Annotated in this window: 11 protein-coding genes; 7 read left to right on the top strand and 4 right to left on the bottom strand. The window is 73.2% G+C overall.

Going from position 1 to position 15,709, the window contains the following annotated elements:
- From ACZ7P3_RS37505 to ACZ7P3_RS37515, 3 genes are all read left to right on the top strand, one after another.
- On the top strand, positions 1–4,407 hold a 4,407-nt coding region (locus tag ACZ7P3_RS37505), incomplete at its 5' end, for an amino acid adenylation domain-containing protein (protein WP_472088683.1).
- Between the two features lie 63 nt (positions 4,408–4,470).
- Positions 4,471–4,698: an MbtH family protein gene (locus ACZ7P3_RS37510; RefSeq protein WP_472088684.1), complete on the top strand. Its 228-nt coding sequence runs from the start codon at positions 4,471–4,473 to the stop codon at positions 4,696–4,698.
- Between the two features lie 208 nt (positions 4,699–4,906).
- Positions 4,907–5,575 carry a hypothetical protein gene (locus ACZ7P3_RS37515; RefSeq protein WP_472088686.1) on the top strand — a complete coding sequence of 223 codons (669 nt, stop codon included), beginning with the start codon at positions 4,907–4,909 and terminating at the stop codon, positions 5,573–5,575.
- A gap of 176 nt (positions 5,576–5,751) precedes the next feature.
- On the opposite strand, the gene ACZ7P3_RS37520 is transcribed toward ACZ7P3_RS37515, so the two are convergent.
- Entirely contained in the window at positions 5,752–7,293 is a 1,542-nt protein-coding gene (locus tag ACZ7P3_RS37520) for an AMP-binding protein (RefSeq protein ID WP_472088687.1), read from the bottom strand.
- 73 nt (positions 7,294–7,366) lie between these two features.
- Complete coding sequence (locus ACZ7P3_RS37525) at positions 7,367–7,564, bottom strand: hypothetical protein (protein WP_472088688.1); 198 nt, start codon at positions 7,562–7,564, stop codon at positions 7,367–7,369.
- 150 nt (positions 7,565–7,714) lie between these two features.
- Here ACZ7P3_RS37525 and ACZ7P3_RS37530 point away from each other — a divergent pair, with 150 nt between their 5' ends.
- From ACZ7P3_RS37530 to ACZ7P3_RS37540, 3 genes are all read left to right on the top strand, one after another.
- Positions 7,715–8,551, top strand: coding sequence for a LuxR C-terminal-related transcriptional regulator (locus ACZ7P3_RS37530; RefSeq protein WP_472088689.1), 837 nt, complete (start codon positions 7,715–7,717; stop codon positions 8,549–8,551).
- A gap of 139 nt (positions 8,552–8,690) precedes the next feature.
- Positions 8,691–11,537, top strand: coding sequence for a helix-turn-helix transcriptional regulator (locus ACZ7P3_RS37535; protein ID WP_472088691.1), 2,847 nt, complete (start codon positions 8,691–8,693; stop codon positions 11,535–11,537).
- 203 nt (positions 11,538–11,740) lie between these two features.
- Positions 11,741–12,532, top strand: a complete 792-nt coding sequence (locus tag ACZ7P3_RS37540) for a S1 family peptidase (protein ID WP_472088693.1) — start codon at positions 11,741–11,743, stop codon at positions 12,530–12,532.
- Positions 12,533–12,647: 115 nt separating this feature from the next.
- Here the strand turns inward: ACZ7P3_RS37540 and dmpI are convergent, their stop codons facing one another.
- Both dmpI and ACZ7P3_RS37550 read right to left on the bottom strand, forming a co-directional pair.
- Complete coding sequence (gene dmpI, locus ACZ7P3_RS37545; protein ID WP_066997876.1) at positions 12,648–12,830, bottom strand: 4-oxalocrotonate tautomerase DmpI; 183 nt, start codon at positions 12,828–12,830, stop codon at positions 12,648–12,650.
- 120 nt (positions 12,831–12,950) lie between these two features.
- Positions 12,951–13,817 carry a LysR family transcriptional regulator gene (locus ACZ7P3_RS37550; RefSeq protein WP_472088695.1) on the bottom strand — a complete coding sequence of 289 codons (867 nt, stop codon included), beginning with the start codon at positions 13,815–13,817 and terminating at the stop codon, positions 12,951–12,953.
- Between the two features lie 511 nt (positions 13,818–14,328).
- Between ACZ7P3_RS37550 and ACZ7P3_RS37555 the strand changes: the two genes are divergently transcribed.
- Entirely contained in the window at positions 14,329–15,633 is a 1,305-nt protein-coding gene (locus ACZ7P3_RS37555; RefSeq protein ID WP_472088696.1) for a magnesium and cobalt transport protein CorA, read from the top strand.
- Positions 15,634–15,709: the final 76 nt, after the last annotated feature.

A 15,709-nucleotide genomic window follows, 5' to 3' on the forward strand; every position in this document is an offset into this window, starting at 1 on the left:
GGCGGGCAGCAGCCGGCGGGCAGTGTGCTGCGCGAACACCTGGCCGCACTGTTGCCGGACTACATGGTCCCTGCCGCCTACGTCGGTTTGGAGGCCCTGCCGCTGACCGGCAACGGCAAACTCGACCGCAAAGCCCTCCCCGCACCCACCCACGACACGACCGGCGACCAGCGGCGCGCACCCCGCACCCCGCAGGAAGAGATCCTCGCCACCCTCTTCGCCGACGTCCTGAACATCCCCGGCCTCGGTATCGACGACAGCTTCTTCGACCTCGGCGGGCACTCCCTGCTCGCCACCCGCCTCGTCTCCCGGATCCGCACCACCCTGGGCGCCGAGATCGCCGTCCGCGACCTCTTCGAGGCCCCCACCGTCGCCGCCCTGGCCGGCATCCTCGCCCACGCCGCAACGGCCCGCACCCCCCTCACCCCCCAGCCCCGCCCCCACCACATCCCCCTCTCCTACGCCCAGCAACGCCTCTGGTTCCTGCAGAAGCTGGAGCAGGCGACCTACCTGTACAACATCTCGACCGCCGTACGCCTGCGGGGCGCCCTGGACCACGAGGCGCTGCGTGCCGCCCTGGCGGATGTGACGCGGAGGCACGAGAGCCTGCGAACCGTGTTCGCGGAGGACGCGGACGGCCCGTACCAGGTGGTGCTGGACGCCGACGAAGCGCGGGTGCGGCTGGTCGTGGAGCCGGCCGCCGAGGCGGATCTGGCGGACAGGGTCACGGAGGCGACCCGGCACGAATTCGATCTCGGCGCGGAACTGCCGCTGCGGGTCTGGGCGTTCGGGCTGGGCCCGGACGAGCACGTACTGCTGCTGGTCATGCACCACATCGCGGGTGACGGCTGGTCACTGGCCCCGCTGGCCCGTGACCTGTCCACCGCGTATGCGGCGCGCCTGGGCGAGCGGGCACCCGAGTGGAACACCCTCGACACCCAGTACCCGGACTACGCGCTCTGGCAGCGGAAGGTGCTCGGCTCCGAGAGCGACCCCGACTCGGCCGTGTCCCGCCAGCTCGACTACTGGAAGGCGCAGCTGGCCGGCCTCCCGGCGGAGCTGGCGATACCGGCGGACCGCAGCCGTCCCGCGGTGCCGTCCTTCCGTGGTGACGTGGCCGAGTTCGACATCCCGGCCGAACTCCACGTGGCGGCCCGGGCCCTGGCGGCCCAGCGCAATGTGACGGTCTTCATGGTGGTGCAGGCGGCGCTCTCCGCCCTGCTGTCGCGGATGGGGGCCGGCACCGACATCCCGCTGGGCACTCCGGTCGCCGGACGCACCGACGCCGCCACCGAGGACCTGATCGGGTTCTTCGTCAACACGATGGTGTTGCGGACGGACGTGTCGGGCAATCCGCGCTTCACCGAACTGCTGGACCGGGTGCGCCGTACGAACCTGGAAGCACTCGCGCACCAGGACGTGCCGTTCGAGCGGCTCGTCGAGGTTCTCAACCCCGAGCGGGCGCTGGCCCGTCACCCCCTGTTCCAGACGGCGCTCAGCTGGAACAACGAAGGTGTCGCCGTGGAGCTGCCCGGCCTGACACCTGCCGGGCAGCAGGTGCGTACGGGCACCGCGAAGTTCGATCTCAACTTCGTCATGGCTGAGCAGCACTCGGCTGCCGGGGCGCCGGCGGGCATCGTCGGCCAGGTCGAGTACAGCTCGGACCTGTTCGAGCGAAGGACCGTCGCGGACCTGGTGGAACGGCTGCTGCGGCTGCTGGCGGCGGCGGTGGCCGAACCGGGCGGCCGGATCGGCGACTTCGAACTGCTCTCGGGCACCGAGCGGCGGCGGGTGCTGCGGGAGTGGAACGCGACCGAGGCGCCGGTTCCCTCCGCCGCCCTGCCGGATCTGTTCGCCGACCGCGCCGCCCGGACCCCGGACGCGGTGGCCGTGGAGTGTGCCGAGACCCGCTGGACCTACGCCGAACTGAGCGGGCGGGTCGACCTGTTGGCCGCCGCGCTGCGCGCTTCGGGGGTCGCGGCGGAGACTCCGGTCGCGCTGTTGATGGAGCGCTCGGCCGAGCTGGTGGCCACGCTGCTCGCGGTGGTCCGGGCGGGCGGCGTGTACGTGCCGCTGCACACCGGGTATCCGACGGCGCGGATGCGTTCCGTCCTCACGGAGGCCAGGGCGCCGGTCCTGGTGACCGACCGCGCCCTGGCCGGGCACGAGTTGGTGGCCGAACAACGGGCGGCCGGGGTCACGGTGCTCGTCGCCGACGAGGTCGTCGCGGGCGCCCCGCCGGCCGAGCCGTCGCCCGGCTCCCCCACGCCCAGCGTGCACCCGGACCAGCTCGCGTACGTCATGTACACCTCGGGCTCGACGGGTACGCCCAAGGGTGTGGCCGTCACGCACCGGGATGTGGCGGACCTCGCCCTGGACCGCGGCTGGGGGGTCGGCCCCGGCGACCGGGTGCTGATGCACGCCCCGCACGCGTTCGACATCTCCGTGTACGAGGTGTGGGTGCCGCTGCTGCGCGGCGCCCGGGTGGTGGTCGCTCCCGCGGGCGCACTGGACGCGGTGGCCCTGGACGGCCTGGTGCGCGAGCGGGGCATCACCCATCTGCATCTGACGGCCGGTCTGTTCCGGGCGATGGCCGAGGAACTGGTGGACTGCTTCGGTCTGCTGCGCGAGGTTCTCACCGGCGGTGACGTGGTCTCCGCGGCCGCCGTGGAGCGGGTCCTGGCAGCCGCGCCAAGGACCACGGTCCGCCATCTGTACGGGCCGACCGAGATCACGTTGTGCGCGGTGGGCCACCCGGTGCACGCCCCCTACCGCGCATCCGACGGGCTGCCCCTGGGGCGCCCGCTCGACAACACGCGGGTGTACGTCCTCGACGAGCGGCTGCGGCCGCTGCCGGCCGGAGTCGGCGGCGAGCTGTACATCGCGGGAGCGGGCCTGGCCCGCGGTTACGCGGGCCGGCCGGGCCAGGCGGCGGAGCGCTTCGTCGCCGATCCGTTCGGGGCTCCGGGCAGCCGGATGTACCGCACCGGCGACCTGGTGCGCTGGAACCGCGAGGGGCGCCTGGAGTTCCTGGGAAGAGCCGACGACCAGGTCAAGATCCGTGGCTTCCGGGTGGAACCCGCGGAGGTGGAGACGGTCGTGGCCGGGGCGCCCGGCGTCGCGCAGGCGGCGGTGGTGGTCCGGGAGGACGAGCCCGGCGACAAGCGGCTGGTGGCCTATGTCGTGCCGGTGCCGTCGGCGGCACCGAGCGCGGCGGAGCTGCGCGAGCGGGTCGCCGCGGTACTGCCCGAGTACATGGTCCCGACCGTGGTGCTGCTGGACGCGCTGCCGTTGACCCCGAACGGCAAGCTGGACCGCGCGGCGCTGCCGGCGCCGGCCCTCGCCGGTGAGGGCCGCGGCGCGGCCGTGACGCCCCAGGAGCAGATCCTGTGCGGGCTGTTCGCACAGGCGCTGCGCCGGGAGCGGGTCGGCACCGAGGACAACTTCTTCGCACTGGGCGGGCACTCCCTGCTCGCCACCCAGCTCATCACCAGCATCCGGCGCGCGCTCGGCCTGCGGGTCTCGATCCGGGACCTGTTCCAGGCTCCGACCGTGGCCGGGCTGCTCCGGCACCTGGACGCGGAAGGCAGCAAGGACTCCTTCTCGGTGCTGCTGCCGCTGCGCTCCGGCAGCGGCCGTGCACCCCTGTTCTGCCTGCACCCCGCTCTCGGCCTGGGCTGGTGCTACGCCCGGCTCACCGCCGAACTGCCCGGGGCGCTCCCGGTGTACGCGCTGCAGGCGCGCGGGCTGCTCGGGCAGGACGCTCCCGCCGCGAGCCTCGATGAGATGGTCGACGACTACTGTGCGCGGATCCGCGAGGTCCAGCCCGAGGGTCCGTACCGCTTGCTGGGCTGGTCGATGGGCGGGCTCCTCGCGCACCGGGTCGCGACGCGGCTCCAGGAGGCGGGCCATCGGGTCGGGCTGCTCGCCCTGGTCGACGCCTACCCGCCCGCGTCGGTGCAGGCGGAAGCCGGCCTCGACCGGGACGCCGCCGAGACGATCGCGCTGATCAGCGAGGATCTCGGGTTCGACGTCGAGAACGTCGAACCCGACCAGGAGGAGTCGATCCTCGCGGACCTGCGGGCGAAGGGCCACCCCCTGGGGCACCTGCCGGGCGGTGACATCGGCGCGGCCGTCCGGGTGTACGTCAACAGCTCGCGGCTGACGCGCAATCCGACGCTCGGCACCTTCGAGGGTGACGTGCTGTTCTTCGCCTCCGAGGAGTCGATCGCCCGGGAGGACGCCGCGTTCCGCACGGACGCCTGGCGCCCCCATGTCTCGGGAGAGATCACCGAGCACGTCCTCGACCACCTGCACGAGGACCTGTTGATCGAGTCCGCCTCGGTCGCGTCCCTCGCACAGGTCCTCAAGGGACATCTGCGGACCGCCGCCCGGGCGCAGCGGTAGCAGGTCCCCTTCCGAACCCCAGTGATCGCATGGAAATCCCACACCCCAAGGAGGGGCAGCATCATGAGCAACCCGTTCGAGGACCCGGAAGCCACCTACGTCGTCCTGGTCAACGACGAGGGCCAGCACTCGCTGTGGCCGTCGTTCGCGGAGGTTCCCGCGGGCTGGTCGGTGGCCCTGGCGGAGACCGGCCGGCAGGCGTGCCTGGACTACATCAACGAGAACTGGACGGACATGCGGCCCAAGAGCCTGGTGGCCGCCATGGAGGGTGCCGGACAGGACGCCGCCTGACCGACGGGGCCGTGACCGGGGCCGTCGGCGTACGCGGGAGCTTCGCGGGGTCCACGCCCCCGACGGCGTGGACCCCGCCGGGGCGCACGGCCGCGTCCTCCGGCTGCCCGGACGCGGCGGGGCGGGCCGGACGACCCTGGTGGACATCCTCACCACGGTGACCGGGCGACGCCGGCGGCCGGTACCGTCGGCGTCACAAGTGCCTGTCATGGGAGAGGTTTTGAAGCTGCACATCGCCCCGGAAGTACATGAACTGGGACTCCGCCACGTCCGCGGCTGGCGGCTCTCCTCGCAGCGCCCGCTGCTGGACGGCGACGGTCTGACGGCCGAGCGTGTCGCCCGGGAATACGATGCCGGCTCCCCGCTTCCGGCCGGCTACCGCAAGCTGCTCGCCGATCTCGGCCACCCCGAGGTGGTCCCGGCGGGCGAGCGCCTGCGCGACCTGGTGGCCACCCGGGGCTGGCGCTCCCACGGGGCGGTGGTGGACGCGGTGAGCGTGGCGACGCTGCGCCATGGTGCGGGCATCGGTCTGCACAGGCTGGACCCGGCCGACACGGATGCGTCCCTGTCCGTCGTCCGCGCCACCGGTACGGAACGCATCGTGCCCGCCTTCTCGTCCAAGTCCCGCCCCGTCCCGGCCGGCGACCTCCTGTACGGGCTGGCGCACGAACAGGCTCCCTTCGAGCCGCTGGCCTGGCTGGGCCGCCGCGACTGCGACGCCGCGTCCCGCCAGGTCGGCCCCGCCGACACCCTCGCCCTCCTGGTGGTGCTGGGCTGTCCGGGTGAGTCCTCGGCGCACACCGAGGCCATCGGGGCCACGGTGGCCGAGGTCCTGAGCACGGTCCGCGGCGACATCGCGCTCACGCCCGCGTGGTGAGTGCTCGCCGTCCGGGACGCGGTCCGGGGCCGCGCCCGCTCCGGCGTCCGTGACGATGCCGGGGCCGCGGCCGCTCCGGCGTCCGTGACGGTGAGCCTGACGGGTCCGGGCGCTTCCGTTGGAGGGAAGCCGTGGCCCTGGCCCGGGTCCATGCCCGGGCCAGGTCCGCGGAGGGGTCAGTTGACGCCCCGGCTGCGGCCCGACCAGTACGGCTCCCGCAGCTTGAACTTCTGGATCTTGCCGGTCGCCGTCCGGGGGATCTCCTCGCGGAACTCCACGCTCGTCGGCGCCTTGTACCCCGCCATCCGTTCCTTGCAGTACGCGATGATCTCCGCCTCGGTCACCGGCATCCCCTTCGCCGGCACCACCAACGCCTTGATCGTCTCGCCCCACTTGGCATCCGGCACCCCGATCACCGCCACCTCGGCCACCGCCGGATGACTGAAGATGGTGTCCTCCACCTCGATCGACGACACGTTCTCGCCGCCCGTGATGATCACGTCCTTCTTCCTGTCCGAGATCGTCAGGTGCCCGTCGGCCGCGTCGATGGACCCGCCGTCACCGGTGCGGAACCAGCCGTCCGCCAGCACCGCCTCCGTCTCCTCCGGCTTCTGCCAGTACCCGTCCAGGACGACGTTCGACCGTGCCATCACCTCACCCGAGTCCGCGACCTGGAGCCGGACGCCCAGCGCGGGCAGCCCCGCCCGCGACAGCTTGCGCGCGCGCTGCTCCGCCGGCAGCTCCGCGTCCTCGGGCCGCGCGCGGTTGAAGGTCAGCACCGGCGACGTCTCCGTCAGACCGTAGATCTGGGTGAACTCCCAGCCCAGCTCCTCCTCCATGCGCTGGATCATCCGGCTCGGCGGCGGCGCCCCCGCGCACACGATCCGCACCCGGTCCCGCCCCGGGACCTCGCCCTCCCAGCCGGCCGCCGCGTCCAGCACCGCGTTCCACACCGCCGGAGCCCCGCACATCAGCGTCACCCCGTGCTCGTCCACCCGGCGCAGGATCTCGGCCCCGTCGACCTTGCGCAGCACCACCTGTTTGACGCCGAGTCCGGCCATCACGAACGGCATGCCCCAGCCGTTGCAGTGGAACATGGGCAGCGTGTGCATGTAGACGTCGCGCTCCCACGTCCGGGTGTGCAGGCCGAACGTCAGGCCGTTCACCCAGATGTTGCGGTGGGTGAGCTGAACACCCTTGGGGCGCGCGGTCGTTCCGGAGGTGTAGTTGATCGTCGCGGTGGCGTCCTCGTCCGGCATCGACCACGGGCGCGGCTCCACGCCGAACCGCATCAGCTCGCTCTCGGTCTGCTCCCCCAGCACGAACCGGTGGTCCGTCTTGATGTTCGCGGTCACCCCCTGGACCTCCGGGTCGACCAGCAGCACCGAGGCACCGCTCTGCTGCACCACGTACTCGATCTCCTCCGCCTTCAGGCGGAAGTTGACCGGCACGCAGATCCGGCCGGTCATCGGCACCGCGAACAACAGCTCCAGCAGCCGGGCCGAGTTGTGGCTGACGACCGCCACCCGCTCGCCCTCCGCCACGCCCAGCGCGTCCAGACCGGCCTGCCAGGCCCGCACCCGCTCCCCCAGCCGCCCGTACGTCGACACCGGCACCGGCGGCGCGGGCTGGTTCGGCTCGTCGATCACGCCGGGGCTCCGGGCGAAGCCCAGCTCGGCCCGGTCCAAGAAGTCGGAGATCGTCATCGGAACGCGCATCGTTCTCCCCTATGCCCTCTGTCCGCTGTCCATTCGGAACCGGGCAGATCCCGTGTCCCGGGCCCGCCCACCGTCACGCCGTTGCCCGTGTGCGAAAGGCGCCGTCCTGCGAGCCTGTCGCCTTCAGGGCGTCCTCCGCGCGGCGGACGCGGCCGGGACAGCGGTCCTCGTCGCGCGCGGTGGCGGCGCCGGTGTGACAGTAGCCGTCGTGCCGGCCGGGCGGTGCTCCGAAGTCCCGGGCGCCGCCGAAGACATCCGTCGCGGTCGTCATCCACGTCCTCCTGGGTTCCGGACCATTGCCGGACGGCTCTCTGGCATCGTCTAATCCGTGATGCAGGTCTCACTACCCCCGATCGGGGGTGTGATCCACATGTACGGGGGCCGGGTCTGCACGTCAGAGCCGTGCCGAAGGAGCGATGAGGTGGCAGCAGAGTCCGTGGCGGCGGTGGAGATACGCGCTGCGCCGGCCCGGCTGCGGCGCACGACGGGGCTTCCCGTCGCCTTCGGCGGCCTGGTCGAGTCCGGGCGGCCGCAGATCCGCATCAGCGAGCTGAGCGGCACGGCCACCGCCGCCCTCAGCGCGCTCGCGGTGGTCTCCGGCAACGGTCTGGGCGGCAAGGCGGTCGCGCCGGCCCGGCCCGTCGCGGTCACCGACTGCTCCAGCTCGCGGCAGATCACCCACGAGTACGACGTGCCGGTGGCCGCCGAGGGCATCCGCTCGTTGCTCGCCGTGCCGGTGGTGGTGCGGCGCCGGGTGCGCGGGGTGCTCTACGGCGCGCTGCGCTCGGCCCAGCCGCTGGGCGACCGCACGCTGGGCGCGGCGGTCACGGCGGCGCGGGACGTGGAGCAGGCGCTGGTGGTGCGGGACGAGGCTCGGGGGCTGCCGGCGGCGGCCCGGCCGGAGCCCGCCGGCGGCCGGGATGCCCCGGGGGCCGCGTGGGAGCGGGTGCGCGAGGCGCACGCTGCGCTGCGCGCGCCGGCACCCCGGATCGCCGACCCGGGCCTGCGCGCCGAACTGCCGTCCGCCTGCGGACTGTTGACGGCGGCGCGCCCGGCCGGTGGCGTGAGCCTGGCGCCGTGCGAGCTGGACGTGCTGTCCTGGGTGGCGGCGGGCGCCACCAACGCGGCCGTGGCCGAGCGGCTGGGCCTGCGGCCGGAGACGGTGAAGGGGTATCTGCGCTCGGCGACGCGGAAGCTGGGTGCGCACACACGAGGAGAGGCGGTGATGGCGGCACGCCGGGCGGGACTGCTGCCGTAAGGAAACTTATCCATTCATGCGGCGACGCTTTGAATTTCCCTATGCGTGACCGTTTGTTATTTCCCTCACCACGGCTTCCGTCTGAATTTCAAGGATCGTTGCCTAGAATTTGGCCCGGACACGACACACGAGGGGAGCGGTGACCGTGCGACGGGACTTCCAGGAGCCTGCCCGATGCCGCCCCGACCTGCTCATCGGCCGCGAGGACCTGTTCGCGACGGCGCGCGACCAACTCGCCTCGGGCGGCAGTGTGCTGCTCCACGGCCCCGCCGGAATAGGGAAATCCACTGTCCTGCGGGCATTGACCGAGGAATACGGCGCCCGTGCGCGCACCGTGTTGCGCTGCTCCGCCACCGAGTCCGAATCCCATCTTCCGTTCCTGGCCCTGGCCGACCTCCTCGGCCTGGTCCTCGACGAGGTCTCCCCCGGGCTGCCTCTGGCCCAGCGCACCGCCCTGGAGTCGGCACTCACCGGCCGCGGCGAGTCCAGCCTGCTGCGGGACGGGCTCGCGCTGCGCCTCGCGGTGCTCTCCGCGCTGCGCGCGCTCGCCGCCCGGGGGCCGGTCCTGATCGTCGCCGACGACCTGCAGTGGCTCGATCCGGCCAGCGCCGAACTGCTCGGCTTCGCCGCCCGCCGCCTGGAGGGCACCCCGGTGCAGCTGCTGTGCGCGGTGCGCACGGAGGGCCAGGAGAGCCAGGAGTACGACCGTCATCTGCGCGCCTCCCCGCCGGACACCGTCGCCGTGCGGCTCGGACCGCTCAACCGGGTCCAGGTGGCCCAGCTCCTCGACCACCGCGGACACGGCGGCCTGACCCGCTCCACGGTTCGCGAGATCCACCGCACCAGCGGCGGCAACCCGCTGTTCGCGCTGGAACTGGGCCGCGCGCTCGCCGACAGCCCCACCCCGCCCCGGCCGGGCGAGCCGCTGCCGGTGCCGACCTCGCTGCGCGCCCTGGTGCTCAGCCGCCTGGACATGCTGTCGGTGGAGGCCCGCCGCACCCTGCTGGTGGCCAGCGCGGGCGCCCGCCCCACCCCGGCGCTGCTGCATGCGGCCGGCCGGGAGAACGCCGAGGCCGAGTGCGCCCAGGCCGCCGAACTCGGGCTGCTGGCCACGGAGGCCGAGGTGCCGGCCGTGCGGTTCGCGCATCCGCTCATCTCCGCCGCGCTGTATGCGGAGGCACCCGCCCAGGAGCGTCGGGCCGCGCACGCCGCGCTGTCCACCGCGGCCTCCGACCCGATCGAGCGGGCCCGGCACCTGGCCCTCGCCACCATCGGCACCGACCCCGAGGTGGCCGCCCGGCTCGCCGAGGCCGCGGCCCTGGCCCGGGACCGGGGCGCCCCGTCGGTCGCCGCACAGCTGGGACTGCTCGCCGCCCGGCACACTCCCGCCGACACCATGCCCGGGCCGGAGGAGCGCCGCCTGCAGGCGGCGGAGGACGCCATCACCGCGGGCGAGGTCGACCTGGCCCGGGACATCGCCCGCGAGGTGCTGACCCGGGCGAGCGTGCCCGCGCACCGGGTGCGGGCCTGGATCTTCGTCATCGACACCGCGGGGCACACCATGGCGGAGGTCGACGCCGTCTTCCCGCAGGCCCTCGCCGACGCCGGCGACGACCCCCGGCTGCTGGCCCTCGTCCACTACCAGCTGGCGTGGCGGGCGCTGATCGTCGAGGGGGACTTCACCGAGGCCCGCGAGGCCGCCGCGCACGCCGCCGAGCTGGCCGCGCGCGGCACCGACCGGCGCACCGAACTGCTCGCCCTCGCCCTGCAGGCGCAGACCGAGACCCTGATGGGCCATCCGGAGGCCCCCCGCACCATCAAGCGCGCCCTGAAGGAGCCCCAGGACCCGAGGGTGGCCTGGCACCACAACGGCGCGGGCAGCGCCCGGTTCCGCTGGCTGGTGATGGGCGACCAGCTGGTCGAGGCGAGGGTGACGGTCACCGCGCTGCTGCGCGAGGTGCGCCGGCGCGGCTCGGTGGAGAGCGAGGTGCACTTCCTGCGCGGTCTCGCCGAGACCGAGCTGCGCGCCGGGCACTGCGGCCGCGCCCTGGAACTGGCCCGCGACAGCCTGGGGCTCGCCCGCGACTCCGGGATCGGCGAGACCGCCTCGGCGATGCTCACCTCGCTCGCCGAGGCCTCCGGCGGGGACGTGGACCGGGCGCTGGCCCTCGCCCGTGAGGCGGTGGAGCACGCCGAGGAGGACGGCGACCAGATGTACCTGTCCCGGGCCCTCGGCGCGCTCGGGTACGCCCAGTTGGTGGCCGGCGACCCGGCGGGCACGGTCCGCTCGCTGCGCCGGGTGCGCCGTCTGGAGCTGGGCCTCGGCATCACCGACCCGGCACGCGGCCGCTGGCAGGGCGACCTCGCCGAGGCGCTGGTCCGCATCGGTGAGCCCGCCGAGGCGCAGGACGTCATCGACGCCAGCCGCGAGCACGCCCTCCGGCTCTGCCGGGAGAGCGTGCTGGCCGTGCTGGACCGGGCGGAGGCCCTGGTGCGTGCCGCACAGGACGACCTGGAGGCCGCCGTGGGCCAGCTGACGTCCGCTCAGGACCGGCTCGGCAAGCTCGGCTACGGTCTGGAGGAGGCCCGGGCCGCGTTCGCGCTGGCCCAGTTGCGCGCCCGGCGGCCGGAGGCCGGTCCGCGCAGGGTGACGGCGTACGACGAGGCCACCCGGCTGTTCCGGCGCTGCCGGGCCCTGCCCTGGCTGCGCCAGGTGGACGAGACCCTCACCGCGCCGGAGCCCGAGCCGGCCGGCCTGGCCGTGCCCGACACGCTGGACGGGTTGGACGCGCTGGCGGCCCTGGCCTCGATGGAGCGTCAGGTCGCCGCCCTGGTCATGGAGGGCGCCACCAACCGGGAGATCGCCGCCCGGCTGTTCATCAGCGTCAAGACGGTGGAGGCGACCCTGACCCGGGTCTACCGGAAACTGGGGATCCGATCGCGCGTGGACATCGTCCGATTGGCGGCAGGTCGCCGCGCGAAGTGAGAAGGCCGCCGGTTAACTGAGCCGGACCGAGGGTTTTCCCTCACCCAACCCCCTAGGGGGTTCCCTCATTGGGAGCCGAGGGTTCCGGGTCCTAGCGTAAAGGGCGTGCCGCTCGCCCGGGCACACGGGGGTCGGTCCCGCGACCCCCGTGCTCTACGCCCACCCGCGCGACCCCCCACCGGCAACCCCCACTGAGGAGACTCATGTTCGGGACCAGACGTGCCAGACAGACCGCCGCAGTCCTGGTGACCACCGCCGCCGCCGCGGCGACCGCGCTGATCGCCTCCCCCACGGCGACCGCCGCACCCCAGCCCGTCGTGGGCGGTACGACCACCACCACAACGGCGTACCCCTTCATGATGCAGATCACCGACGCGTCCGGGAACCAGTTCTGCGGCGGCACCCTGGTGGCCGCGAAGAAGGTCGTGACGGCCGCGCACTGCATGGTCGGCGAGTCGACCAGCAGTGTCCGCGTGGTCGGTGGCCGGACCTACCTCAATGGCACGAACGGCACGGTCAGCAAGGTCAGCAAGATCTGGATCAACCCGGACTACACCGACGCCACCAACGGTGACGACGTCGCGGTGCTGACCCTGTCGACGTCGATGTCGTACACCCCGGCGTCGTACGTCTCCTCTTCCCAGACCGGTGTGTATGCGGCCGGCACCACGGCCCGCATCCTGGGCTGGGGCACCACCTCGGAGAACGGCGGCTCCTCCAACCAGCTGCGGACCGCGACCGTCCCGACCGTGGCCGACTCCAGCTGCAAGAGCTCCTACGGTTCGGACTTCGTCCAGTCCGACATGGTTTGCGCCGGATACACATCCGGCGGCGTAGACACCTGCCAGGGCGACAGCGGCGGTCCCCTGCTCATCGGGGGCGTCCTGGCAGGGATCACTTCCTGGGGCGAGGGGTGCGCGGAGGCGGGTTACCCGGGTGTGTACACCCGGCTGACCACCTTCTCGAACCTGGTGACCGCGCAGGTCAACTCGTAGCCCGGAAGAAGAACACCTGAGCACCCCTCAGGTAGATGCCAGGGGGGCGTTGCGAGCCACCACGAGCGGCCCGCAACGCCTCCCTATCCACGTCCACCCCCGTGGGGCGTGGCGGCTACTTGTCGGCCGTGAGCTTCCCGGCGGCGCCCCAGCTGTCCGCCGGCACCTCGTGGATCCACACCTGCACGCTCTCTGCCGGGATCTTGTACGCGTCCACGAAGGCGTCCGTGACCCGCTTGACGAGGTCGCGCTTCAGCTCGGTGTCGCGAGGGCCCTGCTGGATGGTGACGATCGGCATGACTGACTCCCTGATGTCCTGCGATCCGCGCTGATCGCTGGTGATCGCTGGTGACCTCTTGTGGGACCAGTCCATCGCGTGCGGGGTCGCCGACCAAGAAGCAGATCGCGACCGAAGCGATCAGATTTCGTGATCGTCGCAGGCCAGCAGCAGTTTCTCCAGATACGGGGTGGGGGCGGAGGCGGACACGGCGAGGCCCGTGGACAGGGCGAGACCGGGGGCGCGGAAGGGCACGTAGGCCACCCGGGGCGTGTGCAGCACGCGCGCGTGGGAGGCGTAGACGACCGTCCACAGGGGCCGGGAGCCGATGGTGGCGAGGGTGTCCTGCAGGGAGCCGTTGACCGGTCCGGGCAGCGGCTCGAACCCGGCCGCGTGACAGGCACCGACGACGAGATCCACCAGGGACGGGTTGTTCCGGCGCGGGGTGAGGGCGAGGGGCAGCCCGGCGAGGTCGGCCAGGTCGACGTCCGGGCGGCCGGCCAGGGGGTGCGCGGCCGGGAGGGCGGCCACCAGCGGATCGGGCCACAGGGGCAGCACCCGTACGCCGGGCGGGGGTTCGGCCGACCGGACGAACGCGGCGTCCAGCCGGCCGGTCGCGACCCGGGCCAGCCGCTCGGAGACCGGCAGCGCGACCAGCTCGACGGGCACGTCAGGCGCCCGCTCGGCGAAAGCGGCGAGCACCCGGTCCAGATGGGCGCCGAGCCCGGTGCTGGTGCCGATGCTCACCCCGGCGGGCCCGGCCACCGCCGCCCGCGCCTTCTGGGCCGCCACCAGCACCGCCCGCGCCTCGGGCAGCAGCCGCTCCCCCGCCGCCGTCAGCCGCACCCGGCGCGGCGAGCGGTCGAACAGCTGGGCGCCCAGTTCCCGTTCCAGCCGCTGTATCTGCTGGCTGACCGCCGACTGCACGATGTGCAGCCGTTCGGCCGCCCGCCCGAAGTGCAACTCCTCGGCGACGGCGACGAAGTAGGTGAGCTGCCGCAGTTCCATGGCCCCGACTGTAGAGGGACGGCTCCGGCCCCGGGCGGCTCACCGCCCGGCGACGACGGCGAAGCGGATGCCGTACGGCGTCGGCCCAGGTTGCATGTCCCTGACGGGGGCCGGTCTCCCTCGCGGAGGCCGGTCCGTACGCGGCGAGGCAGCGCAGGCCCCGTACCGTACGGCGTCCGCGGCGGGGAGCGGCGCAGCGGAAGCCGGCCGGCGAGGGGGCGCGGTTCAGGGCGCGGGGGCCACAGGAGAGGAGCGGCGGCCACGCTGCTCCTCGTCATGCCCGCACGCCTGCACCGCCTGCACCGCCTGCACCGCACCCGCACCCGCACCGCCCGCACCGCCCGCACCGCCCGCACCGCCCGCACCGCCCGCACCGCCCGCGGACAGGTTCCGTCCTCATTTCTCATCGAAACCCGGTACCGGTTTCCGACGCCTGCCGGGTATGCCCCCGTTATCCTGCTCGTACCGCTGCGTGATCACGCCGTAGGCAGGCTCGACCGAGAGGGAGCCGATGTCCGAGCGCCCCGCCCGCCCCGCCGCGAAGAACGACGGGACCGCCGGCACCTCCGGCAGCGCCGCGAGGGCCGGGAACTCCTCCACTCCCGCGGAGGGCGTGAACACTACGAACGGCGCGAACGGCGCGAGTGCCGTGGGCGGCCGGAACGGCGGCGGCAAGGGCAACGGAGGCGGCCGGAACGGAGGCCGCAAGTCCGTCTGGCGCCGTGCCCTCGCCGCGCCGCAGCCGGACGCGGCCGCACCGGCCCCCGCCCCCCGGACCCCGGAGCCGGCCGAGACGGTGAGCATCGTCCAGGCGGCGCTGTACCGCGACGGCGTCCGGGTCTCCGCCCCCGCCGGCCTCTCCGAGACCTTCCGCGAGCTGCGCGAGCAGCCCGCCGGCATGGCGTGGATCGGCCTCGCCCGTCCCACGGAGTCCGAACTCCTCTCCCTGGCAGCCGAGTTCGACCTGCACCCGCTCGCGGTCGAGGACGCGATGGAGGCGCACCAGCGGCCCAAGCTGGAGCGGTACGGCGACACGCTCTTCGTCGTCCTGCGTGCCGCCCGCTACCTCGACGCGCCGGAGGAGGTCGACTTCGGCGAGCTGCACCTGTTCGTCGGCCCCGACTTCGTGATCACCGTCCGGCACGGCGCGGCTCCCGACCTGTCCGCGGTCCGCCGCCGCATGGAGGACTCCCCCGAGCTGCTCAAACTGGGCCCGGAGGCGGTGCTGTACGCGATCCTGGACGCGGTGGTGGACGGCTACGCGCCCGTCGTCGCGGGTGTGCAGAACGACGTCGACGAGATCGAGACGGAGGTCTTCCGCGGCGACCCGGAGGTCTCCCGCCGCATCTACGAACTCTCCCGCGAGATGGTCGAGTTCCAGCGCGCCACCCGCCCCCTGGTGGGCATGCTGCACGGCCTGATGGCCGGTTTCGCCAAGTACGAGACCGACGAGGAACTCCAGCGCTACCTCCGCGACGTCGCCGACCACGTCACCCACATCAGCGAACGCGTCGACGGCTTCCGCCAGGCCCTCACCGAGATCCTCACCGTCAACGCGACCCTGGTCACCCAGGAGCAGAACGCCGAGATGCGGGCGCTGGCCCAGGCGGGGTTCGAGCAGAACGAGGAGGTCAAGAAGATCTCGTCGTGGGCGGCCATCCTGTTCGCTCCGACGCTGGTCGGGACGATCTACGGCATGAACTTCTCCCACATGCCGGAGCTGCACTGGCGGTTCGGATATCCGTTCGCGATCGGGCTGATGGGCGTGGTGTGCGTCAGCCTGTACGTGATCTTCAAGCGACGGGACTGGCTGTAGGCCACACCGCGGACCGGGACCGCGGGCGGTGATCTCAGGGGCTTGACAGGGGCTCCTGGAGGGCTCGGGGGGCGAT

This window comes from Streptomyces sp. NPDC107581 (assembly GCF_055657175.1).

Bases quoted from the DNA above. Each gene is read 5' to 3' on its own strand.
- ACZ7P3_RS37510 (WP_472088684.1), top strand. From the start codon at position 4,471: ATGAGCAACCCGTTCGAGGACCCGGAAGCCACCTACGTCGTCCTGGTC.
- ACZ7P3_RS37515 (WP_472088686.1), top strand. From the start codon at position 4,907: ATGGGAGAGGTTTTGAAGCTGCACATCGCCCCGGAAGTACATGAACTG.
- ACZ7P3_RS37520 (WP_472088687.1), bottom strand. From the start codon at position 7,293: ATGCGCGTTCCGATGACGATCTCCGACTTCTTGGACCGGGCCGAGCTG.
- ACZ7P3_RS37525 (WP_472088688.1), bottom strand. From the start codon at position 7,564: ATGACGACCGCGACGGATGTCTTCGGCGGCGCCCGGGACTTCGGAGCA.
- ACZ7P3_RS37540 (WP_472088693.1), top strand. From the start codon at position 11,741: ATGTTCGGGACCAGACGTGCCAGACAGACCGCCGCAGTCCTGGTGACC.
- dmpI (WP_066997876.1), bottom strand. From the start codon at position 12,830: ATGCCGATCGTCACCATCCAGCAGGGCCCTCGCGACACCGAGCTGAAG.
- ACZ7P3_RS37550 (WP_472088695.1), bottom strand. From the start codon at position 13,817: ATGGAACTGCGGCAGCTCACCTACTTCGTCGCCGTCGCCGAGGAGTTG.
- ACZ7P3_RS37555 (WP_472088696.1), top strand. From the start codon at position 14,329: ATGTCCGAGCGCCCCGCCCGCCCCGCCGCGAAGAACGACGGGACCGCC.